The organism is Neptunomonas phycophila (genome assembly GCF_001922575.1).
GTDB classification, from domain to species: domain Bacteria; phylum Pseudomonadota; class Gammaproteobacteria; order Pseudomonadales; family Balneatricaceae; genus Neptunomonas; species Neptunomonas phycophila.
This window is the reverse complement of the sequence record NZ_MRCI01000001.1, coordinates 1,342,707-1,367,039: the sequence shown is the minus strand read 5'-3', so window position 1 is coordinate 1,367,039 and position 24,333 is coordinate 1,342,707. Positions and strand designations below refer to the sequence as shown.

General features: G+C 45.4%; 19 protein-coding genes. 6 read left to right on the top strand and 13 right to left on the bottom strand.

Features of this window, described 5'->3' with window-relative positions; translation table 11 throughout:
• Positions 1–13: 13 nt before the first annotated feature.
• The 7 genes from lpdA to sdhC form a co-directional block, all read right to left on the bottom strand.
• A complete protein-coding gene (gene lpdA / locus BS617_RS06235) occupies positions 14–1,453 on the bottom strand; it encodes a dihydrolipoyl dehydrogenase (protein WP_075171996.1) in 1,440 nt (479 codons plus the stop codon).
• A gap of 37 nt (positions 1,454–1,490) precedes the next feature.
• Positions 1,491–2,711 carry a 2-oxoglutarate dehydrogenase complex dihydrolipoyllysine-residue succinyltransferase gene (gene odhB / locus BS617_RS06230; protein WP_075171995.1) on the bottom strand — a complete coding sequence of 407 codons (1,221 nt, stop codon included), beginning with the start codon at positions 2,709–2,711 and terminating at the stop codon, positions 1,491–1,493.
• Positions 2,712–2,763: 52 nt separating this feature from the next.
• Positions 2,764–5,595, bottom strand: coding sequence for a 2-oxoglutarate dehydrogenase E1 component (locus BS617_RS06225; RefSeq protein WP_083609949.1), 2,832 nt, complete (start codon positions 5,593–5,595; stop codon positions 2,764–2,766).
• A 270-nt stretch (positions 5,596–5,865) separates the two neighbouring features.
• Positions 5,866–6,570 carry a succinate dehydrogenase iron-sulfur subunit gene (locus tag BS617_RS06220; protein WP_075171994.1) on the bottom strand — a complete coding sequence of 235 codons (705 nt, stop codon included), beginning with the start codon at positions 6,568–6,570 and terminating at the stop codon, positions 5,866–5,868.
• 12 nt (positions 6,571–6,582) lie between these two features.
• Positions 6,583–8,355: a succinate dehydrogenase flavoprotein subunit gene (gene sdhA / locus BS617_RS06215; protein WP_075171993.1), complete on the bottom strand. Its 1,773-nt coding sequence runs from the start codon at positions 8,353–8,355 to the stop codon at positions 6,583–6,585.
• A gap of 3 nt (positions 8,356–8,358) precedes the next feature.
• Complete coding sequence (gene sdhD, locus BS617_RS06210) at positions 8,359–8,706, bottom strand: succinate dehydrogenase, hydrophobic membrane anchor protein (protein ID WP_075171992.1); 348 nt, start codon at positions 8,704–8,706, stop codon at positions 8,359–8,361.
• Positions 8,700–9,077, bottom strand: a complete 378-nt coding sequence (gene sdhC, locus BS617_RS06205) for a succinate dehydrogenase, cytochrome b556 subunit (protein ID WP_075171991.1) — start codon at positions 9,075–9,077, stop codon at positions 8,700–8,702. Before sdhC ends, sdhD begins: the two co-directional genes overlap by 7 nt.
• A gap of 416 nt (positions 9,078–9,493) precedes the next feature.
• Between sdhC and gltA the strand changes: the two genes are divergently transcribed.
• Positions 9,494–10,771, top strand: coding sequence for a citrate synthase (gene gltA / locus BS617_RS06200; protein WP_075171990.1), 1,278 nt, complete (start codon positions 9,494–9,496; stop codon positions 10,769–10,771).
• Between the two features lie 159 nt (positions 10,772–10,930).
• Here gltA and BS617_RS06195 read toward each other — a convergent pair whose 3' ends face one another.
• Together BS617_RS06195 and recQ are read right to left on the bottom strand one after the other, a co-directional pair.
• Positions 10,931–11,710, bottom strand: a complete 780-nt coding sequence (locus BS617_RS06195) for a hypothetical protein (RefSeq protein ID WP_075171989.1) — start codon at positions 11,708–11,710, stop codon at positions 10,931–10,933.
• 22 nt (positions 11,711–11,732) lie between these two features.
• Positions 11,733–13,853, bottom strand: a complete 2,121-nt coding sequence (gene recQ / locus BS617_RS06190) for a DNA helicase RecQ (RefSeq protein ID WP_075171988.1) — start codon at positions 13,851–13,853, stop codon at positions 11,733–11,735.
• Between the two features lie 107 nt (positions 13,854–13,960).
• Here recQ and BS617_RS06185 point away from each other — a divergent pair, with 107 nt between their 5' ends.
• From BS617_RS06185 to BS617_RS06165, 5 genes are all read left to right on the top strand, one after another.
• Positions 13,961–14,542: a YecA/YgfB family protein gene (locus BS617_RS06185; protein WP_075171987.1), complete on the top strand. Its 582-nt coding sequence runs from the start codon at positions 13,961–13,963 to the stop codon at positions 14,540–14,542.
• Between the two features lie 336 nt (positions 14,543–14,878).
• Positions 14,879–16,186 carry a Na+/H+ antiporter NhaC family protein gene (locus BS617_RS06180; protein ID WP_075171986.1) on the top strand — a complete coding sequence of 436 codons (1,308 nt, stop codon included), beginning with the start codon at positions 14,879–14,881 and terminating at the stop codon, positions 16,184–16,186.
• Between the two features lie 227 nt (positions 16,187–16,413).
• Complete coding sequence (locus BS617_RS06175; protein ID WP_075171985.1) at positions 16,414–17,409, top strand: HlyD family secretion protein; 996 nt, start codon at positions 16,414–16,416, stop codon at positions 17,407–17,409.
• A gap of 54 nt (positions 17,410–17,463) precedes the next feature.
• Positions 17,464–20,241 carry a ribosome-associated ATPase/putative transporter RbbA gene (gene rbbA, locus BS617_RS06170; RefSeq protein ID WP_249263581.1) on the top strand — a complete coding sequence of 926 codons (2,778 nt, stop codon included), beginning with the start codon at positions 17,464–17,466 and terminating at the stop codon, positions 20,239–20,241.
• Positions 20,242–20,244: 3 nt separating this feature from the next.
• A complete protein-coding gene (locus tag BS617_RS06165) occupies positions 20,245–21,369 on the top strand; it encodes an ABC transporter permease (protein ID WP_075171984.1) in 1,125 nt (374 codons plus the stop codon).
• A 35-nt stretch (positions 21,370–21,404) separates the two neighbouring features.
• Here BS617_RS06165 and BS617_RS06160 read toward each other — a convergent pair whose 3' ends face one another.
• From BS617_RS06160 to BS617_RS06145, 4 genes are all read right to left on the bottom strand, one after another.
• Positions 21,405–21,875 carry a YehS family protein gene (locus BS617_RS06160; RefSeq protein ID WP_075171983.1) on the bottom strand — a complete coding sequence of 157 codons (471 nt, stop codon included), beginning with the start codon at positions 21,873–21,875 and terminating at the stop codon, positions 21,405–21,407.
• 151 nt (positions 21,876–22,026) lie between these two features.
• Complete coding sequence (locus BS617_RS06155) at positions 22,027–22,665, bottom strand: methyltransferase family protein (protein ID WP_212667410.1); 639 nt, start codon at positions 22,663–22,665, stop codon at positions 22,027–22,029.
• Between the two features lie 136 nt (positions 22,666–22,801).
• Entirely contained in the window at positions 22,802–23,422 is a 621-nt protein-coding gene (locus tag BS617_RS06150) for a DsbA family protein (protein ID WP_075171982.1), read from the bottom strand.
• Positions 23,416–24,282 carry an MBL fold metallo-hydrolase gene (locus BS617_RS06145; protein ID WP_075171981.1) on the bottom strand — a complete coding sequence of 289 codons (867 nt, stop codon included), beginning with the start codon at positions 24,280–24,282 and terminating at the stop codon, positions 23,416–23,418. The genes BS617_RS06150 and BS617_RS06145 overlap by 7 nt, the downstream gene beginning before the upstream one ends.
• Positions 24,283–24,333 lie beyond the last annotated feature (51 nt).

Below are 24,333 nucleotides of genomic sequence, written 5' to 3'. Positions count from 1 at the left end.
AATATGTACTAATTTAACGCTTTTTACGATTAGCCATATGGATAGCGTGATTATCCACAGCTAATGCAGCTTCGTGTATTGCTTCACTGACTGTAGGGTGAGCAAAAACAGTCATCTGTAGGTCTTCTGCACTTGAACAGAATTCCATAGCGATAGCCGCTTGGCCAATCAACTCGGAAGCAATAGCGCTTACGATATGAACACCCAATACACGATCAGTTTCTTCGTCGGCAATCATTTTTACAAAGCCATCTGTAGCGTTAGACGCCATAGCACGGCCATTTGCTGCAAATGGGAATTTACCGACTTTAATTTTTACACCTTCCGCTTTCAGTTCTTGCTCAGTCTTACCAACCCAAGCCAACTCAGGGTACGTGTAAATGATGTTAGGAATAACATCATAGTTAAGAGCGGCTTTATGACCTGCAATGATATCTGCAACCATAATGCCTTCTTCAGATGCTTTATGAGCCAACATAGGTCCACGAACGCTATCACCGATTGCGTAAACACCTGGAACCTCTGTACGGCAGTTTTCATCAACAAAGATAAAACCACGCTCATCAAGCTTAACGCCAGAATCACCAGCCAACAAACCGTTTGTTTGTGGACGACGGCCAACAGCAACGATGAGCTTATCTACGATGATTTCTTTATCGCCTTCAGCATCAGTGAATTTAACCTTCACTTCTTTGCCGTCAATGATTTCTGTGCCTGTGCAACGTGCACCTAACTTGATGTCTAGATTTTGCTTTTTGAGCAGCTTAGCCGCTTCTTTAGCTACATCTTGATCCGCTAGTGCTAAGAAAGAATCCATTGCTTCCAGTACAGTTACTTCTGTACCCAAACGAGCCCATACTGAACCCATCTCTAGACCGATTACACCGGCACCAATAACGCCCAAACGCTTTGGTGTTTCAGAGATATCAAGTGCACCTGCGTTATCAAGAATTAAACCTTCTGTTAACGGAGCTGGTGGAATCTCAACAGGTACAGAGCCAGAAGCCAAAATAACGTTATCAGCGTCGTATACGGTCGCCGTACCATCAGCTGCAGTCACTTCAACTTGCTTACCAGCTAACAACTTACCCATACCTTGCAGGGTAGTTACACCGTTCGCTTTGAACAACCCAGTAATACCACCGGTTAAGTTTTTAACGATCTTATCTTTGCGAGCGACCATCTGTTTAACGTCCATTTGGACGTCACCAGCATTAATACCGTGAACAGAGAAATCATGAGCCGCTTCATGGAACTTGTGAGTTGATTCCAGTAACGCTTTAGAAGGAATACAACCAACGTTTAAACAAGTACCACCTAAAACAGCAGCACCTTTTTCATCAACCCATTTTTCAACACATGCTGTTTTCAAACCTAATTGTGCAGCGCGAATTGCAGCAACATAACCACCAGGGCCTGCACCAATAACGATAACATCAAATTTCTGTGACATTGATCTACCTATTAATTTCGTTGATTACGGGTGTACATTAAACGTCAAGAAGCATACGTGCTGGATCTTCCAGCAAGTCCTTGATTGTCACCAAGAATTGTACCGCTTCTTTACCGTCAATCATACGATGGTCGTAAGACAGTGCCAGATACATCATTGGCAAAATTTCAACCTGACCGTTTACAGCCATTGGGCGGTCTTGGATTTTGTGCATACCCAAGATAGCCGTTTGTGGCGGATTCAAGATTGGAGTAGACATTAACGAGCCGAATACACCACCGTTCGTGATAGTAAACGTACCGCCTTGCATATCATTTAGACCCAGCTTACCGTCACGACCGCGAAGACCAAAGTCGCGTATCGTTGATTCAACATCAGCCAAGCTCATGCTATCAGTGTCGCGCAATACCGGAACCATCAAACCACGATCTGTAGATACGGCAACACCGATATCTTGATAGCCATGGTAAACCATGTCATTACCATCGATAGATGCGTTTACAGCAGGGAAACGTTTTAGTGCCTCAGTTGCCGCTTTAACAAAGAATGACATGAAACCTAAACGTGTACCGTTATGCGTTTTCTCAAACAAATCTTTGTACTGCTTACGCAATTCCATAATCGGCTTCATATTAACTTCGTTATACGTTGTTAACATGGCTGCATTTTGCTGCGCATCAACTAGACGCTTAGCAATAGTTGCACGTAAGCGAGTCATAGGAACACGTTTTTCAACACGCTCACCGGCTGCAACATTAACGCTAACCGCAGGTGCTGCAGGAGCCGGTGCAGCTGCCGCTGCCGGAGCTGCTGCCGCTGGTTGTGCACCAGAATTCATGAAATTCTGCACGTCTTCTTTAGTAATGCCGCCATTCTTTCCTGTACCAGGAATTTTAGACGCATCAAGGCCGTGCTCATCAATTAACTTACGAGCCGCTGGACCTACTTTATCAGCGTCACCTGCTGGAGCAGAGTCAGCTGCTGGTGAAGCATCAGCCGCTGGAGCAGCAGAGCCTGCAGCGCCGGCTTCAAATACAGCAATTACTTCATCACTAAGAACGGTATCGCCTTCGCCCTTGAGGATTTCTTTGATTACACCGTCTTCTGGCGCAACCACTTCTAATACAACTTTATCTGTTTCAATATCAACAATCAGTTCATCTGCTGAACATGCTTCGCCTGGCTGCTTGTGCCATGTAGCGACGGTGCCATCCGCAACCGATTCAGGGAAAGTAGGAGCTTTAATTTCGATGGACATGTGCATTCCTTAACTATACTCAGAAAGCCGCCCCCGAGGGGCAGCTTGATCATTAACCGTTAATGGCGTCGTTAACCAATTTTTCTTGCTGCTCAACGTGAACAGAGATGTAACCAACCGCTGGAGCCGCTGCGGCAGGACGGCCCACGCCTTCCAATTGCAACGCAGGATTGTGCATCTTCAATGAAGCGCGCATATGATGCTGAGTGCAGTACCATGCACCCTGGTTCATAGGCTCTTCTTGACACCACACAACTGATTCGAGGTTAGTGTAATCTTTGATTGTCTCAGCAAGAATATCTTCTGGGAACGGGTATAGCTGCTCGATACGAACGATAGCAACATCATCCTTTTCGAGTTCAGCACGACGATTATAAAGATCGTAATATACCTTACCGCCACATAGGACGACACGTTTTACTTTCTTAGGATCGAGGTTATCCGTTTCAGGAATGACAGGCTGGAAGCTACCTTCAGCCAAGTCTTCCAAAGTAGATACTGCTTGCTTATGACGCAACAAGCTCTTAGGAGACATTACAATTAACGGCTTACGCAGCGGACGAATGATCTGACGACGTAATAAATGATAAATTTGTGCAGGTGTAGTTGGCGTACACACTTGAATATTATGTTCTGCACTCATTTGTAAGAAGCGCTCAAGACGTGCAGATGAATGCTCCGGCCCCTGACCTTCAAAACCATGAGGCAATAGCATAGTTAAACCACACAAGCGTTGCCATTTATGCTCGCCACTTGTAATGAACTGATCAATTACAACCTGAGCGCCGTTAGCGAAATCACCAAACTGCGCTTCCCAAATAACCATTGAGTTAGGCATAGTTGTGGCATAGCCGTATTCAAATCCCAGCACAGCTTCTTCTGATAATAACGAGTCATACAGGGTTAAACGCGGCTGCCCTTCAGATAAATTAGCCAAAGGCACATACGTTTCTGCTGTTTTTTGGTCATGAAGAACAGCATGACGATGCGAGAACGTTCCGCGACCTACGTCTTGACCGGTTAAACGAACAGGATGCCCTTGCGCTAACATCGTGGCATAAGCTAATGATTCAGCCATACCCCAGTTAAGCTCCATCGCACCTGCTGCCATTTTCAAACGATCATCAATGATCTTCTGAACTTGGCGCTGAACTGTAAAGCCTTGAGGAGTTTGGCAAATCTTGTTACCTAATTCTTGCAGCAGTTTGATATCAACGGTTGTATCGCAATCAAACGACCAGCTATGGCCTAGGTAAGGCTTCCAATCGACAAACAGCTCTGTGTTAGGCTCTTTGACGAGTGATAACGCAACGTGCTCACCATTCTCTAATGATTGACGGTAGTTACGCTCAAGCTCTTTGCTCTCTTCAGCAGTAACAACACCCTGAGCAATCATGGCATCGGAATATAGCTCACGAACTGATTTATGCTTTTTAATTTCAGCATACATCAACGGCTGTGTACCAGACGGCTCATCCGCTTCGTTATGTCCACGACGACGATAACAAACTAAGTCGATAACAACGTCTTTGTGGAACTCGTTACGATAATCAACAGCAACCTGAGTCACAAAACGAACAGCTTCAGGGTCGTCACCATTGACGTGGAAAATGGGTGCTTGAACAATCTTAGCGACATCTGTGCAGTATTCTGTCGAGCGTGCATCTTCACGCTTGCTTGTTGTAAAACCGACCTGGTTGTTAACAACAATATGAATAGTACCGCCTGTTTTGTAAGCTCGCGTTTGAGACATTTGGAACGTCTCCATCACGACACCTTGACCGGCGAATGCTGCATCACCGTGGATGCTAACAGGCACTACAGATGTACCAACAGTGTCATCACGACGGTCTTGACGCGCTCGAACAGAGCCCTCAACAACCGGCGCTACGATTTCCAAATGCGATGGGTTAAACGCCATAGCAATATGGACTTCGCCGCCTTCAGTCATAACGTTTGAAGAGAAACCTTGGTGGTATTTAACGTCACCAGATGTATCAAGGGTTTTCTTGCCTTCAAACTCACTGAACAATTCAGCGGGGTTTTTACCAAAGATGTTAACCAATGTATTCAGGCGGCCACGGTGAGCCATACCAATTACAATCTCTTTAGCACCCTGCTTACCTGCACGCTGTATTAAGGTATTCAAAGAAACGATGAGAGACTCACCACCTTCTAAACCAAAACGCTTCGCACCGGCGTAACGAGAACCTAGGTATTTTTCTAAGCCTTCTGCAGCAGTTAAACGCTCCAGAATCATCTTTTTCTTTTCGACTTCTACTTCAGGGTGCGCTCTAACTGGCTCAATACGAGATTGCAACCAACGCTTTTCCTGAGTATCAACAATGTGCATATATTCTGCACCAACTGTTGAACAGTAAGTCTTTTTCAGATCTTCAACGATCGACTTCAGTGGAGCTTCTTCTGTACCAAAAAACAACGATCCAAGCTGGAAAGTAGTATCGTAGTCTGATTCTGAAAGCTCATGAAAACGCAGTGCTAAATCAGGAACATCTTCACGCTGTAATTGATGCAAAGGATCAATTTCAGCCATTTGATGACCGCGCACACGGTAAGCGTTGATCATTCGTAAAACACGAACCTGCTTTTTCTCATGATCAGAAGATACACTAGCAACTTCGACCGGATGAGAACGGCTCTGGTTTTTAGAAAGATAGAGGAAGTGCTCTCGCACAGGAGAGTGAGGGACATCCTGAGAAATTGATTCGCCGGTTTTTGGCAGCTTATCAAATTCATCACGCCATTCTTGCGAAACGGCATTAGGATCCATCAGATATGTTTCGTATAGCTGCTCCACATAGGAAAGATTACCACCATAGAGGTGGGCATTTTTCCAAAGCAACTCCATTACGCCTTCTTGCATTAGTTGATCACCCTGGCTCGAGGGACTTTTCTTACGCAGCCGGGATTGCACCATACCCGACAGGAAATATGCGCAGACGCCCCTTCTTTTGTTTCCGTTGTTACCACTCAACATTACCACGTGCATGCATGGAAATGCGGGGACATTGTACGACTTTTCAAACCGCCTTTATATATCTATTAGTCGTGTATTCTAAATAAAATAGCGGTTTTGAAGCATAAGCGGCTTTATTAACCAAAAAAAACGGCACCCTGAGGTGCCGTTAGATTCTTAAGTCGCCTGATTAATCAGCATGTTTCTAATTTTGCCGATTGCCTTGGTCGGGTTAAGACCTTTAGGACAAACATTCACACAGTTCATGATGCCATGGCAGCGGAACACCGAGAATGGATCGTCCAGCTCAGCCAAACGCTCACGAGTAGCCGTGTCACGCGTATCAGCCAAGAAGCGATAAGCTTGCAACAAACCTGATGGCCCGATGAACTTATCAGGGTTCCACCAGAACGATGGGCACGCTGTAGAACAACAAGCACACAAAATACACTCGTATAAGCCATCTAGTTCAGCACGTTCTTCAGGAGACTGAAGACGTTCAATAGCTGGCGCCGGTGTATCATTGATTAAGAACGGTTTGATTTTCTCATACTGCTTATAGAACTGAGACATATCGATAACCAAGTCGCGAATTACTGGCAAGCCAGGCAAAGGACGAAGTACCAATTTGTCATTAGTAACAACAGCCGACAAAGGCGTGATACATGCCAAACCGTTTTTACCGTTCATATTCATACCGTCTGAACCACATACACCTTCACGGCATGAACGACGGTAGCCCAAACTTGGATCTTTCTCTTTAAGCAAGTTAAGCAAATCCAAGACCATGATGTCTTTACCACCAGGGATATCAATGTGGATATCCTGCATGTACGGAGCATCATCGGTCTCAGGGTTGTAACGATATACGCTAACTAACATAGCAACCTCCGCTTAGTATGTACGAACTTTTGGTGGGAAAGCAGGAACAGTCTTAGGCGCGAAGTTTACAGCGCGCTTGCCAACTGTTTTATCAATCGGGAAGTAAACCGAATGACATAACCAGTTCTCATCATCACGTTCAGTAAAGTCGTTGCGCGCATGCGCACCACGAGACTCTTTGCGAACTTCAGCAGCAACAGCCGTTGCTTCTGCAACTTCCATCAAGTTTTCAAGTTCCAATGCTTCAATACGAGCGGTATTGAAAGACTGGCTCTTATCTTCAAGATGCAGGTTGTTAATTTTTTCGCGAATACCTTTAAGCAACTCCAAACCTTTCTGCATGCTTTCACCATCGCGGAATACGCCAAAGTAAAGTTGCATAGTAGCTTGTAGCTCTTTACGAACATCAGCAACACGCTCACCACCAGTGGACGAATTAAGACGATTTAGACGCGCCATTGCACGCTCAATATCCGCCTCAGTTGCGTCTTTCACTTGGTAACCTTCACGCATTTGCTTCTCGATTTGGATACCGGCTGCACGACCAAATACAACTAAGTCAAGCAACGAGTTACCACCTAAGCGGTTAGCACCGTGAACAGAAACACACGCCACCTCACCACACGCAAATAAACCTTCAACAATGGTATCGTTACCATCTTTATCCGGTGCGATTGCTTGGCCGCCAACGTTAGTAGCCACACCACCCATCATGTAATGACAAGTCGGCACAACAGGAACAGGTTCTTTTACTGGATCTGCATGTGCGAAGGTTTTAGACAACTCACAAATACCTGGCAGACGAGAATGCAGAACTTCTTCACCCAAGTGATCCAATTTTAAGTACACATGGTCACCGTCTGGGCCACAACCACGACCTTCAAGGATCTCAAGGATCATAGAACGAGCAACAACGTCACGTCCTGCAAGGTCTTTCGCGTTTGGAGCATAACGCTCCATGAAACGCTCGCCGTCTTTATTGATGAGGTAACCACCTTCACCACGACAACCTTCTGTTACCAACGTACCAGCTCCGTATATACCCGTTGGGTGGAACTGCCACATTTCCATATCTTGCGCAGGAATGCCTGCACGCATAGCCATACCCATACCGTCACCGGTATTGATCAATGCGTTGGTTGTAGAAGAATAAATACGACCAGCACCACCGGTAGCCAAAACGGTTGCTTTAGCCTTGATGTAAACCGTCTCACCTGTCTCAATGCAAATTGCAACACAGCCAACGATCGCGCCGTCTTCATTCTTAACTAAATCGACCGCATACCATTCATTTAAGAAAGTGGTACCGGCTTTCATGTTTGCTTGATACAAAGTGTGTAATAACGCGTGACCTGTTCGGTCAGCAGCGGCACACGTACGTGCAGCCTGAGTTGGGTTATCAGGACCTTTAGATTGACCACCAAATGGACGCTGGTAAATACGGCCGATTTCTGTACGTGAAAAAGGCATACCCATATGGTCTAACTCAAATACAGCCTGAGGACCTACAGAACACATATACTCGATAGCGTCTTGGTCACCGATGTAATCAGAACCTTTAACAGTATCGTACATGTGCCAACGCCAATCATCATTTGGATCAGCACTAGCGATTGCACAAGTAATACCACCTTGTGCAGAAACCGTATGAGAACGGGTTGGAAATACTTTTGTTACACAAGCAGTTTTTAAGCCTGATTGCGCCAGTTGCAAAGCAGCACGCATACCTGCGCCGCCCCCACCAACAACAATTGCGTCAAAAGTTAGTGTGCGAAGACTACTCATCTTTTATACACCCCACAGAATCTGAATACCCCAAACGACGTAAATAAACGCCAACAAACCACAAACAGACTGAACAACGAAGCGTAGGCCAGTAGGTTTAATATAGTCAGTTGTAACTGACCACAAACCAATCCAAGCATGAGCTACCATTGATAACATCGCTAGCAGGGTAAAGATACGCATTGAAGTACAATCGAATAGTGCCTTCCACTGTGCATAATCCATATCAGAATTAAACAGCAGATATCCAATCATAAAGACGGTATAAGCCAATAACACTACGGCCGTTACACGCTGGACCATCCAGTCGTATAAACCGCTACGGCCAAAGCTTGTAATACTAGTTACCATACCCAAACCCCCGCAAGTAATACGCCTGCTACGCCTAACGCCAGCGTAACTTTTGCTGCCATAGCACCACTTTCTATTTCCTCTAAATGTCCCGCATCCATAATAAGATGCTTAACACCAGCAAACATGTGGTATAGCAATGCAGAGATGAGTCCCCATGTGATTAGTTTCGCAAAGAAACTTTCTTCGAACATGGTAGTAGCTTCATTAAAGCCAGCTTCAGATTCGAGTGACAGCCCTAATGCGTAGATCATAAATATTGCGCCAAAGAAAAGGACAATACCTGTGATACGGTGCAAAATGGATGTAATCGCTGGAAGCGGCTGCTTGATTGTACGCAGATCTAAATTTACAGGTCTTTTTTTGTTCACGGCTCTAGTTCACACTTTTGCTGCCCATTTTGGACAAGGTTGCTCGGAAGTGTTCAGAGTTGTTTCTCAGAAGAAAACATGCGCATAACTCTTCAAACGCATATTCGGGTCGAAAGTATAGACAGTTCATATTGAGAATACAACGCACTGCAACGTACTCTCATGCTAATGTCTACTGCACTAACATTCTATGAAAACACCCGATATACAACTAATAGCCTATACAACACTTGACCTTTTATGCGTAAAAATCACTAATCCTTTGCTGCAATGCAGAAAAAGTGCATTGTGTCCAGATTGACAATTTTCGTTCAATCTCTATATTGGGCGAATCCCTCTTGGATCAAGACTCACTTAATGACCTATTAAAAAGTAGAGTCAGAAAAATACAAACATAATGATAGGAGCCTCTCCTGATGGCTGATAAGAAAGCGCGTTTAACCGTCGACGGTCTTGAAGAAGTTATTGAATTACCCGTGTATTCCGGTACTGAAGGACCCGATGTTATAGACGTTCGCCCACTCACAAGCAGTGGTTTATTTACTTATGACCCGGGGTTCGTTTCCACAGCGGCATGTGAATCAAAAATCACCTATATCGACGGTGCTAACGGTATTCTTTTGCATGGCGGTTACCCTATTGAGCAGCTTGCTGAGCATTCTGATTACTTAGAAGTATGCTACCTGTTACTCAATGGTGAGTTACCTACGCCTGAGCAAAAAGAAACGTTCATCAGTACCATTAAGAACCACACAATGGTTCATGAGCAGATGCGTAACTTCTTTAACGGTTTCCGTCGTGATGCTCACCCGATGGCAATCATGGTTGGTGTAGTAGGAGCATTGTCAGCCTTCTATCACGACTCTTTGGACATCAACGATGCCCACCATCGCGAAGTATGCGCGTACCGCTTAATCGCAAAAATGCCGACCATTGCTGCAATGTGTTATAAATACAGCATTGGCCAGCCGTTCATGTACCCTAAAAATGGTCTGGACTACGCTGAAAACTTCTTGCAAATGATGTTTGGTAACCCTTGTGAAGAGTATGTAGCTAACCCGACTATCGCAAAAGCGATGGACCGTATCTTCTTGTTGCATGCTGACCACGAACAGAACGCATCAACATCAACAGTGCGTCTTGCAGGCTCATCTGGCGCTAACCCATTCGCATGTATCTCATCTGGTATCGCTGCATTATGGGGACCTGCCCACGGTGGAGCAAACGAAGCCGTATTGACTATGCTGGAAGAAATAGGCGACGAGTCGAATATCGATGAATTTATCTTACGTGCGAAAGATCCAGATGATAACTTCCGTCTGATGGGCTTTGGTCACCGCGTCTACCGCAACTTTGACCCACGCGCTAAGGTAATGAAACAGACATGTGATGAGGTTTTAGCTGAGCTCAACATTAGCGATCCTCTGCTGAAAATTGCTAAGCGCCTAGAACAAATTGCTCTAGAAGATGAGTACTTTGTTAAGCGTAAGCTGTACCCGAATGTCGACTTCTATTCAGGTATCATCCTAAAAGCGATTGGCATCCCAACTAACATGTTCACGGTGATTTTCGCTCTGTCTCGTACTATCGGCTGGATCTCCCATTGGAGCGAGTTCCACAGCAGCCCGAACAAAATTGGCCGTCCTCGCCAACTGTATACTGGCTCTAAAAAACGTGACTACCCAGCTAAATAATTAATTTAGCCTGCAAAAAGAAAAAACCCGCCTTGAGTGCGGGTTTTTTATATACTTTTTCTTATATTAAAAACGTAAAGTTTCATCTAAAAAGATCAAAAAAATAATCATAGGATGGCTTTATGCCCAATTCGGCTGCCATTTCCCCTTCCATCCAACCTAATTTTGCCCTTCAGGCGAGAGCCAATTAATCTCTATAGCGGTAGCAGAGCCTATTACAGCATGCGATAACGATGGAGGTATTAACGCAATAGAGGGCGATACTTGAACCCTACCGCCCATAATTTCTGCTTCGGATTGTGGAAAAAGCGGCTCTTTTGTTGGTTCAGCGTAACCGTCCGGCCATATGGGCCAGTTAGTTTTAGGGTCATATTTATCAGAAGCCCCCACGGTATGGAGTAACTCGTGTGCAGCAATTAAGTTGTTTTGCCCTTGTTGTTCGGAATCTGCAAACGCGTTAACCAAACCAATAAGCCCTTTTTGTAACCCTAATGAGTGACGTAATACAGGTTGATTATCCGGTGAAAAAAACCGCATATAAATCCGCACATCAGGGGCTGGCCCATGCCAGTTGTCTTTGCTCCACGACCAAAAACGCATCTGCAAACTCCATAAAATATTATCCAGTATGCTTGGTTTTATAGGAGGTTCAGGCGGCTGTGCGTGCAGCTCATCAGATAGAAAAACGCGAACAGGCTTATCAAGCCCAAGGCGATAACGCTTAGCTTCGCGATCAAAGAAAGCTTCAATATCATTAAACGTATCTTGGTTTAAGCTGGCAATATACTGATCCGTTAACGAAGTGCCATCGGCATTAATGGGGTAAACAACCACCCAAAGCGATTCCTGCCAATCGGTGGTACGTATTTTAGATAAATACGCATTCAAGCCCACGAACACTAACACCGTTAATAAAACAACTAGCCGTAGCGCCTTCACAACAAATTACTCACCTCTTGTGCTATCGTTTTAAGCCTTGCCTTATGCACATCAACACACCCAACTCATACGCACCTTCTAAAGCTTCATACACGGGTTGCAACGCACGGCCAAACTGCTCTTGGCAGTCTTGAATCACTTGTTCAATCGATATAATTTGTGCTGAAGGTAGGTCTACCACTTCTTCCACCGACAACTCGCCGCGGCCGATACCCATGGCTAAATGGTTATAAATTACTTTGGTCGATAGCTTTTGCATGCGTGCGACTTGATCTATTGTCATGCCACTTTTAAACAAAACCACAGACTCTTGCGCTTGCTCATCGGCCGATGGTTTATCTTTAGCTTGGTCTGCGATAGCCTCCAGAAACGCATCGCCATAAAGAGATAACTTACGCTCGCCGACACCGCTGATACGCTGCAACTGCTGATGAGTGGACGGGCGATTCATCACCATCTCCATCAAAGTAGCATCATGAAAAATCACATAAGGCGGCACGTCTTGATTATCGGCTAATTGCTTGCGTAAACGCTTAAGCGCTTCCCATAACTGGTAATCATCTGAGCTAAGTTGGCTTTGAGGCACACGGCTTTTACTTTGCCCTGTTTTGGCTGGCTTAATATCTTCACGTAGCATCAGAGAGGCTTCGCCTTTAAGGATAGGCCGACACATATCCGCTAAATGCAATACACCGTACCCATCGGGATCAACTCGCAGCAATCCCCTGCCCACCAGCTGCCGAAAAACTGAGCGCCATTGAGCCTTATTCAAGGATTTACCAATCCCCCAAGTGGATACTTTGTCATGACCTTCAGACACAACCTTATCTGTACGCTTTCCCATGAGCACATCGACTACATGATTAACACCAAAGCGCTGACCCGTTCGATAAACGGCCGATAACGCTTGGCGCGCCGCTTCCGTACCATCCCACTGCGCCACAGGCTCCAAACATGTATCACAATTGCCACAAGGCTCGTGATCATCTTCACCAAAGTAACTTAATAACACCTGCCGTCGGCACGTTGTGATTTCACAAAACCCTAACATGGCTTCTAACTTTTGCCGCTCGACTTGCTTAAATTGCTCAGGCGCTTGCGAGCCTTCTAACATTTGCCGCAAAAAAATCACGTCTTGAAGGCCATAGACCATCCAAGCGTTTGCTGGCAAACCATCACGGCCTGCACGCCCCGTTTCTTGATAATACGCTTCAATGCTTCGAGGAAGGTCCAAGTGCGCAACAAAACGCACATTAGGTTTATCAATCCCCATACCAAACGCTACCGTGGCCACCATAATCACCGACTCTTCCGTTAAAAAGCGGTGCTGATTATGTTGGCGCAGCTCATTACTGAGCCCTGCATGATAAGGCAATGCATTAAAGCCCTGATCCGCCAACCAAGCCGATGTTTCTTCTACACGCTTACGTGACAAACAATACACAACACCCGCATCACGAGGGTGCTCAGTCTTAATAAACTGCAGCAATTGTTCACGAGCACGATTTTTCTGAGCGATACGATAGCGAATATTAGGACGGTCAAAGCCCTGCACATAAATATGCGCATCTACCAACCCAAGACGTGATACGATCTCTTGCTGCGTACGAGGATCAGCGGTAGCCGTAAGGGCAATGCGCGGCACACCAGGGAAAGAAGCCCCCAACGCTGCTAACTTTAAGTACTCTGGCCTAAAATCATGACCCCATTGCGATACGCAGTGCGCTTCGTCAATGGCAAATAATGAAATCTCAGCCTGCTGTAACAATGCAAGGGTACGTGGCTGCATTAAACGCTCAGGAGCGATGTAAAGCACGTCTAACTGGCCATTAATTAGCGCCTGTTCAACTTCCGTTTGGATAACTGAGTCTAAAGAGGAATTAAGGCAAGCCGAACGAATCCCAAGCTGAGATAAGGCGGCCACCTGATCTTGCATCAAGGCAATCAAAGGCGAGACAACAATGCCAGTGCCTGAGCGTAGTAAAGACGGCAACTGATAACAGAGGGATTTCCCGCCACCCGTCGGCATGATTACCAACACATCTTGCCCACCCAAAACAGAATGAATAACATCGCCTTGGGGTGCACGAAACTGATCGTATCCGAATACTTCTTTTAAAACATGGAGCGCTTGATTAGTCATGCGCAAATTATCCGCAAAGCAGACGGCACTGTCATCTCAAATTAACACTGACGTTGATTAAATCTCAGAGTAGAATAGCCAGCACTCACCGATCATAGGAACAAAACATGTTTAATGCGAATAACAATCCACTGACAGATGATGAACTCGACCTTTTAGAAACTTTCATTTTCTCGGAGTCAGTATCAGAAGACTCGCTAGACCTGATCGGCATTCATGGATTTCTCAGTGCAATTAGCATCTGTCCTGAGCCGGTCCCAACCGAAGAATGGCAAGAGGCTATTTTCGACGGCGAACCTAACTGGTCCGAGCCGGGCCAAAAAGACGCTATTAGTGCGTTATTGGTTCGCTGGAAAAACGAAATACACAATAGCCTTTACAGCGATACCGAACTTGAAATGCCTTGCGACCTCACGTTAGAAAGCGATGGCGACGAAGAGGCTGAACTCGAAATTTGGGCACAAGCCTTTATGGAGGGTGTTTTCCTTAGAGAAGACGCTTGGTTCAACGAAGACAAAGAGGAAGTCACTGCAGAACTTATGCTTCCAATTATGGTGGCTTCTAACCTGTTTGATGAGCCTGAGTTTACCGAAATCCGTAATAACAAACGCCTAGCGAATCAAATGGCTAACGAAATCCCTGACATATTGGTAGACCTATACTTAGCCTTCCACGCGCCAGAGAAGTAACCTTTTCGGGTGACGATGCAGCACTAACGGATAGCCGTCTCACTGGCGGCTATTTATTCACCTCTATGCGTTCTATCACACAACGCCAAATCGCAGAAAAGCATATAAAACCCCTTATTTATAACCTTTAGTATAATACTCAGATCTAATCGATATTAGCCCTGCTAGTGTTAACCCGTATAATGCCGCCACTTAATTCGTAGATCCGCTATGCGCCACGACTCCTATCGAGTGTAACCGTATAACGATATCTAGCTTTCTTACTTATGCGCTTAGACTCCAAAAGAGCAAAGCCTTAAATCCATAGACTCTGTTTCTGCAATCCAGGAGCCCGACATGAGAGCCAACCCGCTCGCATTACTACCCTTATTACTGTTTTTAGCTCTGTTCATCGGTAGTGGTGTCTACTATCAAGCCGCAAACGTCGATTTCGCGTTTTACCAAATATCAGCGCCCGTCGCCATCTTGCCTGCTATTGTTCTTGCTCTAGCCTTAGGGTCAGGTGCACTGAATAAGCGCCTAGAGACTTTTATTAATGGGGTTGGCGACAACACAATTATTACAATGTGCTTAATTTATTTACTCGCTGGGGCATTTGCGAGCGTCGCAAAAGCAGCTGGCGGTGTAGACGCCACGGTAAACTTTGGCCTAAGCATCATCCCATCTCAGTTTGTTCTACCGGGTTTATTTATCATAACCGCCTTTGTAGCAACAGCCATGGGAACGTCAATGGGAACAATTGGAGCGATTGCTCCTATTGCTTTAGGCCTTAGCGAAGCAAGTGACCTGTCACTGCCTCTATGCATAGGTGCTGTGGTAGGTGGCGCTATGTTTGGCGACAACCTGTCCATCATTTCTGATACAACCATTGCGGCAACCCGCTCCCAAGGTTGTGCTATGCGCGATAAGTTCCGTATGAACTTCTTGATCGCCCTACCTGCGGCCATCCTCACATTGCTTTGGCTATATATTCAAGGCGCTGATGCGACCATCACACAAGCGACTGACTATGAATTTATGAAAGTCATCCCTTATATTGCAGTCCTTGTATTAGCGATATCAGGGTTGAATGTCCTGTTAGTCCTCTTTACGGGGATCATCTTAGCCGGCGCTGTCGCTTTGCTGAGCGTGGCAGATTATTCAATTGCCCAGTATTCTAAAGATATCTATGCTGGGTATACCGGAATGCAAGAGATCTTAATCTTGTCTTTATTGATCGGTGGTCTAGGTGCCCTGATGAAAGCGCAAGGTGGACTTGAATTTTTAGCTCAACAAATCCAACGCTTTACTAACAAGCGAGGTGATGAACCTCATACGCGTGCCGGTGAAGCGGCAATTAGTGTCGCCGTGGCACTAACAAATGTGTGCACAGCAAACAACACCGTTGCCATCATTATTTCGGGAGGGCTTGCTAAAGACATCGCAGACAGGCAGCACGTTGACCCCCGCCGCAGCGCCTGCTTATTAGATATATTCTCGTGTGTTGTGCAAGGCTTGCTACCCTACGGTGCGCAAGTATTACTGGCGGGTTCAATTGCTGGCTTATCACCCTTACTGATTATCGGTAATATCCATTACAGCTGGCTGCTTGGTTTAGTCGCTATTGGGACTATTATTTTCAGAAAGCACCCTCACGCGCAATAAGTACTGGGGCTTCCAAGTGAGCTTAGTCGGTGTACTAAGCTCACAACATCCCACTCTCATCTCACACCCGCTCCCTACCTATAACAACCTCCTTCGTTTAATTCTTAATCTCATTAAGCTTGTTTACATGATCAATATCATGTTGGCTCAATGCGCTTCGCGGTATTCTTAACTAAGCAGCACACCTACACGTTCTGATTCTTTTTTCTTTTAGGGAAAGGTAAGACATGAGCACCAGCCTCAAAAAAGCACTCATTCTTTTACTCTTCGCACTAGCCGTCATCGGTGGTGTATTAATATGGAACAACATCAACCAACCCGAGCTACCATCAGGGTATGCTTCCGGTAACGGCAGAATTGAGGCGGTACAAGTGGATGTATCGAGTAAAATTGCCGGCCGCGTTGAGCATGTCATCGCCCAAGAAGGTGAACTAGTCCAACAAGGCGATACACTTGCAACAATAGATACGGCACAGCTAAAAGCTCAACTTTTACGTGCTAAAGCAGAAGTCGCTAGTGCTGAAAGCCAAGTTGCTTCAGCGCAAGCCTCCATTGCGCAAGCAAAAGCAAAACTCACGCTCGCGCAGCAAGAGTTATCCCGCTCACGAGAGCTGACTAAAAAAGGGTTTGCTAGCAAAGAATCAAATGACACTCTTATTAGCCAAGTGGCCGTCGCTAATGCCGACGTTAAAGCGGCTCAAGCCGCTCTTGTTTCTAGGGAACGCAACGTCGATGCCGCACTCGCTAGCCAAGCTGAAATCCAAACTCAGATCGATGATGCCGTTCTAAGTGCTCCCAGTATTGGCCGTGTTCTTTACCGGTTAGCGGAACCTGGAGAAGTCATAGGTAGCGGTGGAAAGGTGATGACGTTAGTTAATTTATCTGATGTGTACATGGAGCTCTACTTGCCTTCATCACAAGTCAATCGCGTTGCCATTGGAGCACAAGCCAGAATAAAGCTGGATATTTTAGAGGCAGCTATACCTGCCACAGTCAGTTTTGTTTCCCCCGAATCACAGTTCACCCCCAAAGAAGTGGAAACCGCTAGTGAGCGCGATAAGTTGATGTTTCGTGTCAAGGTTCGTGTCCCTCAAACACTCGTCTTAAAGCATATAAACCAAGTGAAGACAGGTATTCGCGGTGTTGCCTACATTCAGTTAACGCCACTACCCGGCGAGGAAATCGGCCCATGGCCAGAGTTCCTCCAAACACTGGCTCAATAGCGCCGAGCCAAAAAGTAACTCACTAAAACACATACTCCTACGGGTATTTACACTATGCACAAAATGACAACGACAGCCACCTTACCGCCTCCCGTTGTTCGCATGCAAAACGTGACTCATCAATACCAGCAGAGTAAAGCCATCGATCAAATCTCTTTAGATATTCCATCAGGTTTAATGATCGGTTTATTGGGCCCTGACGGTGTTGGCAAGTCGACTTTAATGGGTCTTATTGCTGGCGCTCGTAAACTGCAACAAGGATCGCTAAACGTTTTAGAAGGCGACATGTCTTCGGCTATACATCGTCAATCAATAGGGCCACGTATCGCCTACATGCCACAAGGCTTAGGCAAGAACCTATATGCAGAGCTCAGCGTAGAGGAAAACCTAGACTTTTTTGGGAAGCTATTCGGCTTAGCGGCCTCAGAACGTAAAACCCGTATTCATCGGTTAACACAGGCGACCAGCTTATCGCCCTTTTTATCCAGACCCGCCGGCAAGTTATCTGGCGGCATGAAACAAAAACTAGGTCTATGCTGCTCGCTCATACATGACCCAGATCTACTGATTCTTGACGAGCCAACAACAGGCGTAGACCCGCTATCAAGGCGACAGTTTTGGGAGCTGATCACCTCCATTAGAAATGAACGTCCCACCATGAGTGTACTCGTATCCACTGCCTATATGGATGAGGCCGAAGGTTTCGACTGGCTGGTTGCCATGAATAATGGACGCGTTCTAGCCACAGGCTCCGCACAGGCTCTAAAAGAAAAAACCAATACTCAAGACCTTGAGTCAGCCTTTATAAAGCTGCTACCACACAACCAGTCAGGAGAAGCCACAAAATTATCGATTCCAGCACTCCAAAAAACTGATGATACCCCAGCCATTGTGGCAAAAGGGCTAACCCGCACCTTTGGCGATTTCACTGCCGTCGATAATGTCAGCTTTGATATACAAGCGGGGGAAATTTTTGGTTTTTTAGGTTCAAATGGTTGCGGCAAAACCACCACCATGAAAATGCTAACAGGCCTTTTACCTGCATCGAAAGGCGAAGCGTATTTGTTTGGAAAGCCACTAGACGCCAATGACCTAGAAACTCGCAACCGTGTTGGTTTTATGACACAGGCTTTTTCTTTATACGGTGAACTCACTACAGCACAAAACTTAACCTTACACGCTCGCTTGTTTCATCTATCAACGGAAAAATCAAAACAGCGCATATCTCTGTTAGTTGAACGCTTTGGCTTAACTGAACACATGCATGCGTTAGCCTCATCCCTGCCTTTGGGCATACGGCAGCGTTTATCGTTAGCCGTGGCCGTCCTTCATGAACCTGAAATTCTCATCCTAGACGAGCCTACGTCAGGAGTAGACCCGGTTGCCCGAGACGAATTTTGGAGCCTTCTAATAGAGCTTTCAAGAAAGGACAAAGTCACCATTTTCATCTCAACACACTTTATGAACGAGGCCTTGCGATGTGATCGCATATCATTGATGCACGCTGGCCAAGTATTGGCATGTGATAGCCCTCAAGCATTAACACATGCAAAGCAAGCGAAAACTTTAGAGCAGGCCTTTATTGCGTATTTAGAAGAAGCCATAGAGTCTACACATAATAAAGAACACACAAAGACCACACTTCCTTCAGAGCCTATCCAAACAGCTCCACCCACAGCTGAAAAGCACCGGCATCACCCCCTGAACTTTAGCTTTAGCAGGCTAATCGCTTTTAGTTATCGTGAATCGGTAGAAGTCATTCGAGACCCCATACGCTTAGTGTTTGCTTTTATTGGCAGTGCCTTTCTCCTCATTGTGGTTGCTTACGGCGTATCACTTGATGTGGAAGACCTAGCCTATGCGGCTTATGACCAAGATCAAACCCCTGAAAGCCGCCGCTATCTCAGCAACTTTAGTGGTTCTCGATATTTTGTTGAAAAAGCGCCACTGCAAAGCGTAGATGCCATGGAGCGGCAACTACAATCAAATGAAATTACATTAGCGATCGAGATCCCCTCTGGTTTTGGGCGAGACTTAAAAAAAGGAGAAACACCCAGCGTATCAGCTTGGATAGATGGAGCCAATACGACGCGAGCGGGCACCATAGCGGGTTACGTTTCAGGCGGACACACACACTACCTTTACGAGCTTGCAACTGACGCTGGCATCGATGCCTCAGCTAACGCAAGCGTTACTATCGAATCGAGGTATCGCTACAACCCCTCATTTGAAACGATTTATTCGATAGGCCCTAAAACGCCCGCACTTTTATTACTATTGTTCCCCGCAATTTTAATGGCTGTGAGTATGGCTCGCGAAAAAGAGATTGGCACTATCACTAACTTCTACGTGACGCCTACCCGTCGTTTAGAGTTTTTGATCGGTAAACAACTACCCTATATAGCCATTGGCATGATCAACTTTGCGATTTTAACGGTATTGGTTATTTTCTTACTGGGTGTCCCTCTCAAGGGCAGCCTGCTAGGGTTATCGTTGGGGGCGTTTTTCTACGCCTTTACTGCCACCGGTTTTGGGCTACTTATTTCTTCACTCACAGCTTCGCAAGTTGCCGCCGTATTTGCTACAGCCATTTTAACCATGATGCCAACCATTAACTTTTCAGGTTTGATACAACCAACATCCACCATGGAAGGCGCAGGTAAAATAGTGGGGGCGCTCTGGCCAGCTACCTATTACATGCACCTTAGCGTAGCGGCTTTTACAAAAGGCTTAAGCCTGAGCTCCCTACTGCCCGACATCATTAAGCTCGCCTTATTTGGGCCTATATTCATTGCGATAGCAGCCACTTTTTTAAAGAAGCAAGAGGCGTAAATAATGAAGGGATGGCTCAATATATTCTGGCTAGGTATTAAAGAATTGCGTAGCGTTTTTAGTGATGCAGTCATGGTGTTACTGATCATCTATTCATTTAGTTTGGCGATTTACGCGCAAGCCGTGTCCATTAGTGAATCAGTTAATAACGCCTCTATTGCCATCATCGATGAGGACCAGTCCACTCTCTCCCGTGCGATTGCTAACGCCCTTTACCCTCCGTATTTTAAACAGCCCGTGTTGATTACACCGGCCGAAGTAGACGATGCAATGGACCAAGACAAATACATGTTTGTTGTCTCGATACCACCACAATTTGAAAAAGATATACGTCAACACCGACAACCCGCTATACAAATTGATATTGACGCCACCGCTGTAACCCAAGCCAGTTTAGGTAACAGCTACATTCAAAACATCATTAATACCGAAATAAATTACTTCATAAACCGTTCCGACACGACCCCGACATCCGCCGTTAATTTGGTACAACGTAGAGCTTTTAATCCCAATGGCGTGGGGATGTGGTTTGGGGCTATTAACGCACTCATCAACCAAATATCCATGATCACTATTATCTTAACAGGCGCCGCACTACTGCGAGAAAGAGAGCATGGCACCATCGAACATTTACTGGTAATGCCGATTAATGCTTTCCAAATCGTCATCGCCAAGGTGTGGGCAAATGGGCTGATTATTCTTATCGCGTTTTCACTTTGCATGCTATTAATTGTAGAAAACTATCTTGACGTACCCATTGCGGGATCGCGTCTTCTATTGGTTGCCGGCACCAGCATTTACCTTTTTGCTGCTGCCGCTATTGGAATATTTTTAGCGACAATTGCCCGAACCATGTCGCAATTCGCGTTACTGTTAATGATGGTTATTATACCAATAATGATGCTGTCAGGTGGGATGTCTCCGATAGAAAGCCAACCTCAGATTATCCAACCTGCCACTTGGTTTTTGCCGTCACGTCATTACATGGCGTTCTCTCAGGCGGTCGTTTTCCGGGGCGCGGGGCTGTCTATAATCTGGCCACAGCTTTTAATCATGACAGGATTAGGCTCGACATTTTTTATCGCCAGCCTAGCGCTATTTCGACGCTCAATCTCAGCTAATCAATAACGATTAAGACGACTAAGCGTTACTGAAAAAACTCATTAGCTGCTTTGTTTACTGCGATATTTTTCCTGTATGCCTGACAAAAAGTTACGTAGTACTTGGTCCTGACATTCGCGGTAGTTTTGATGATCTGGGCGGCGGAAAAAAGCGCTCAACTCATGTTTGCTCAATTGATTATTGGCTTTATGCATAACATCCAAAATATCTTCAGCGGTCATATTGAGTGCAATTTTTAGCTTACGGAAAATAATATTATTATTTAAGCGATGCTCCGGCTCTGGTGCAGCGCCTTCTTTTTTACCGCGTTTCAGATTGATCAAACCATTTAAAAAGATAGCGAACTCTTTATCACTGCAACGCACGTACTTCTCATCATCTTCTTGTTTTAACCAATCAGAAACCTGAGCCCGAGTCACTTGGTGATCAGCCAAGCGAAAAACCTCAATCATTTTGGAATCATTAAAATCAAAGGTGTAGCGAAGACGGCGTAAGATATCGTTATTGGTCACAAGCAAGCTCTATAAATAAGAAGTGAGCGAAATAAAATCGCATTTAGAGGTGCACAATACCAGATAACACAACTAACCTTGTAATCAAATCACCTAAGCACGCATAAATGCTCAACTTTCCCACAGGTTTATAGAATGTTTAACAAAAAAACTAAAGCCACCGACCCGTTTTGAGCGTGTAGTTAACATAGTCTTGCTGGAACATCCGTAACAAATGCGACTCTTCACACAGCACTTGTCGGTGCAAAATATACAAGCCCACCAGTAAGCAAATTAAGGTAAAGACCGAAGGCAAAGCTAAGAAAAAGCCAACCTGCGCACACGCAACGGCTAGAAAAATAGGATTACGTGAATAACGAAAAAAGCCATGAGTGATGAGCTTTTTAGGCCCTGTATTATCAATACCAGAGCGCCAATGGTTCCCCATAGTGGTATGAATCACAATGACAGTAGAAAAACCAAGCGCCAGGAGAAGATCACCCGAAAGGATAATTTCTGGGTGATTTAAGAGGGTAAAACGGCCTAACACAGAATCCGTGGCAGGAAAAAAGTAGCGACACACGCAAACCAACCAGATAACCACCCGAAACACCCGAAAAGTCATATGGTTCCACCAAGACGTACAATACCGCTCGCCTGGGTGTACCAATTCTGCGTGAGCGCTTCGCTTACCTACGATGATTCTTATCGTATAAAATGCGGCTACAAGCGTATAAAAAAGCGCTAAATAGCCGCGTGTAAACGTCATCACTGCCGACGTATTTTCGGTAACTCCAATTGATTCAATCACTGTACTTTGTAGGCCTTTTCATGCAGCTTTTTATTTTGTTAGCTCAATTATACCTTTGTACAACAAAACACCGCTCATAAAAAAGCCACGTAGAAGCTACGTCATGTATCAACCGGCTACCTGAACCATTAACAAACTAACTTAATGTGCTCAAATACGTGCTCCATCCCGAGGCGTTATCATAATAGGCACTGAGAGGTAGACGTGTTAATCCCGAGTCAAGTTCAGCAATAATAGAAGGAAAGCCTGACACCTCAAGCTCTTTCATCAGTGTTTGACTTGCTTCCAACTCACTATACAAATTCGATTCGGATAACTCCATCCGGTCATCCCACTCATTGCCATCAAGGCCAAGGGATAAAGCGATATTCTTCAACGACTCCTTCTCATCCAGTTTGGCCCCATGGACATAATGGGCCTCCTGAATGGATTTGAGCATTTGATACGCATTAACCCCCATCTCAATACCCACTAAAAAGGCGCGGGTTGTTAAGTAAGAGTCGAGTATTAGCTCTTCTTTACTCAATACTCTATCTTTGTAAGCCTGACCAAATTGTACTTTGGTTTGCTCAGCGATGCGCTCATCAGCCTGAAGAATATGTTGCCTAAAAGCAGGCTCAATAGGTAATCGCGGAATCATACCACCAGGATGGTAAACCACTTCAAACCCAGCGGTATTGACTAGCACTTTAATTAACGGCGAGGCTCCGTAGCACCATCCACACAATGGATCAAAAAAGTAATGCACCTTTACCATTGCATCTCACCTTTGTGCACTTTTGCTGCAATGTTCAAGTTAAGGAGGCCCGCTGCGTTTGGATATTTAGTGGTCATGATCTCTATCATTTCAGCGCTATTCTGGCTGGCCGCTTTAGCCTCTTGGAAATCATTTATATAGTTCAGTGTAAACTTGAAAGCTTCGCTCGTTAACTTCGTCTCCGGAGTCATGTGACCTGGGATAACAACGCTCGGGCTTAACGCTAGCATTTCGTTGAGTTGGTCTTTCCAAGCGTCCTGCATCTCTACGGACTGAGCATCGGCCATCCAAGGATGGATATTACCGAACACCGCTACATTACCTAGCACCGCTTTATTCTCAGGAATCCATAAATACGGACGATGTGCTAACACACCTTCAGTTTTGATGATCTCGACAATATGACCATCAACCAATAAAGATGAATCGTCGTAAACAGCCGGAATAATCGGTTTTACCGGTGCATTAGCGCCCATTTTAGGCCCCCAGAATGCGAGCTTACCTTCCAGCTTTTTCTCGATGGCTTCTTTCACAGCTGCCGTCGTAATGATCTCTGCATCAGGAAAAATCCCATGCAGCACTTCTGCACCAAAGTAATAGTCGGGATCAGCCTGACTAATAAAAATGGTTTTTAATGTTTTCTTAGAATCAAGTACCTTTGCTGCAATTCTCAATGCGTCCGCTTTGGTAAAGCCTGTATCAACTAATAATGCTTCTTTTTCCCCGTATACCAGAGTGGCATTGACACCAAAACTTCCACTGTCAGCCGTGTAAACATCCAAAGTTAATCCATTCTTTTGATCCGCAATGGCAAACTGAGCAATAAACACACTTATCAAGACGACTAAAATTCTTTTCATAAAGTTCTCCACATGTAAAAGGTTTAACACATGATAAAGAGTTGAGATGCT

Excerpts from the sequence above, each read along its gene's own strand:
- odhB (WP_075171995.1), bottom strand. The coding sequence starts at position 2,711 with ATGTCCATCGAAATTAAAGCTCCTACTTTCCCTGAATCGGTTGCGGAT.
- BS617_RS06165 (WP_075171984.1), top strand. The coding sequence starts at position 20,245 with ATGAAGGGATGGCTCAATATATTCTGGCTAGGTATTAAAGAATTGCGT.
- BS617_RS06225 (WP_083609949.1), bottom strand. The coding sequence starts at position 5,595 with ATGCAAGAAGGCGTAATGGAGTTGCTTTGGAAAAATGCCCACCTCTAT.
- BS617_RS06175 (WP_075171985.1), top strand. The coding sequence starts at position 16,414 with ATGAGCACCAGCCTCAAAAAAGCACTCATTCTTTTACTCTTCGCACTA.
- sdhD (WP_075171992.1), bottom strand. The coding sequence starts at position 8,706 with ATGGTAACTAGTATTACAAGCTTTGGCCGTAGCGGTTTATACGACTGG.
- BS617_RS06145 (WP_075171981.1), bottom strand. The coding sequence starts at position 24,282 with ATGAAAAGAATTTTAGTCGTCTTGATAAGTGTGTTTATTGCTCAGTTT.
- recQ (WP_075171988.1), bottom strand. The coding sequence starts at position 13,853 with ATGACTAATCAAGCGCTCCATGTTTTAAAAGAAGTATTCGGATACGAT.
- BS617_RS06180 (WP_075171986.1), top strand. The coding sequence starts at position 14,879 with ATGAGAGCCAACCCGCTCGCATTACTACCCTTATTACTGTTTTTAGCT.
- gltA (WP_075171990.1), top strand. The coding sequence starts at position 9,494 with ATGGCTGATAAGAAAGCGCGTTTAACCGTCGACGGTCTTGAAGAAGTT.
- lpdA (WP_075171996.1), bottom strand. The coding sequence starts at position 1,453 with ATGTCACAGAAATTTGATGTTATCGTTATTGGTGCAGGCCCTGGTGGT.
- BS617_RS06185 (WP_075171987.1), top strand. The coding sequence starts at position 13,961 with ATGTTTAATGCGAATAACAATCCACTGACAGATGATGAACTCGACCTT.
- rbbA (WP_249263581.1), top strand. The coding sequence starts at position 17,464 with ATGCACAAAATGACAACGACAGCCACCTTACCGCCTCCCGTTGTTCGC.
- BS617_RS06150 (WP_075171982.1), bottom strand. The coding sequence starts at position 23,422 with ATGGTAAAGGTGCATTACTTTTTTGATCCATTGTGTGGATGGTGCTAC.
- BS617_RS06220 (WP_075171994.1), bottom strand. The coding sequence starts at position 6,570 with ATGTTAGTTAGCGTATATCGTTACAACCCTGAGACCGATGATGCTCCG.
- sdhA (WP_075171993.1), bottom strand. The coding sequence starts at position 8,355 with ATGAGTAGTCTTCGCACACTAACTTTTGACGCAATTGTTGTTGGTGGG.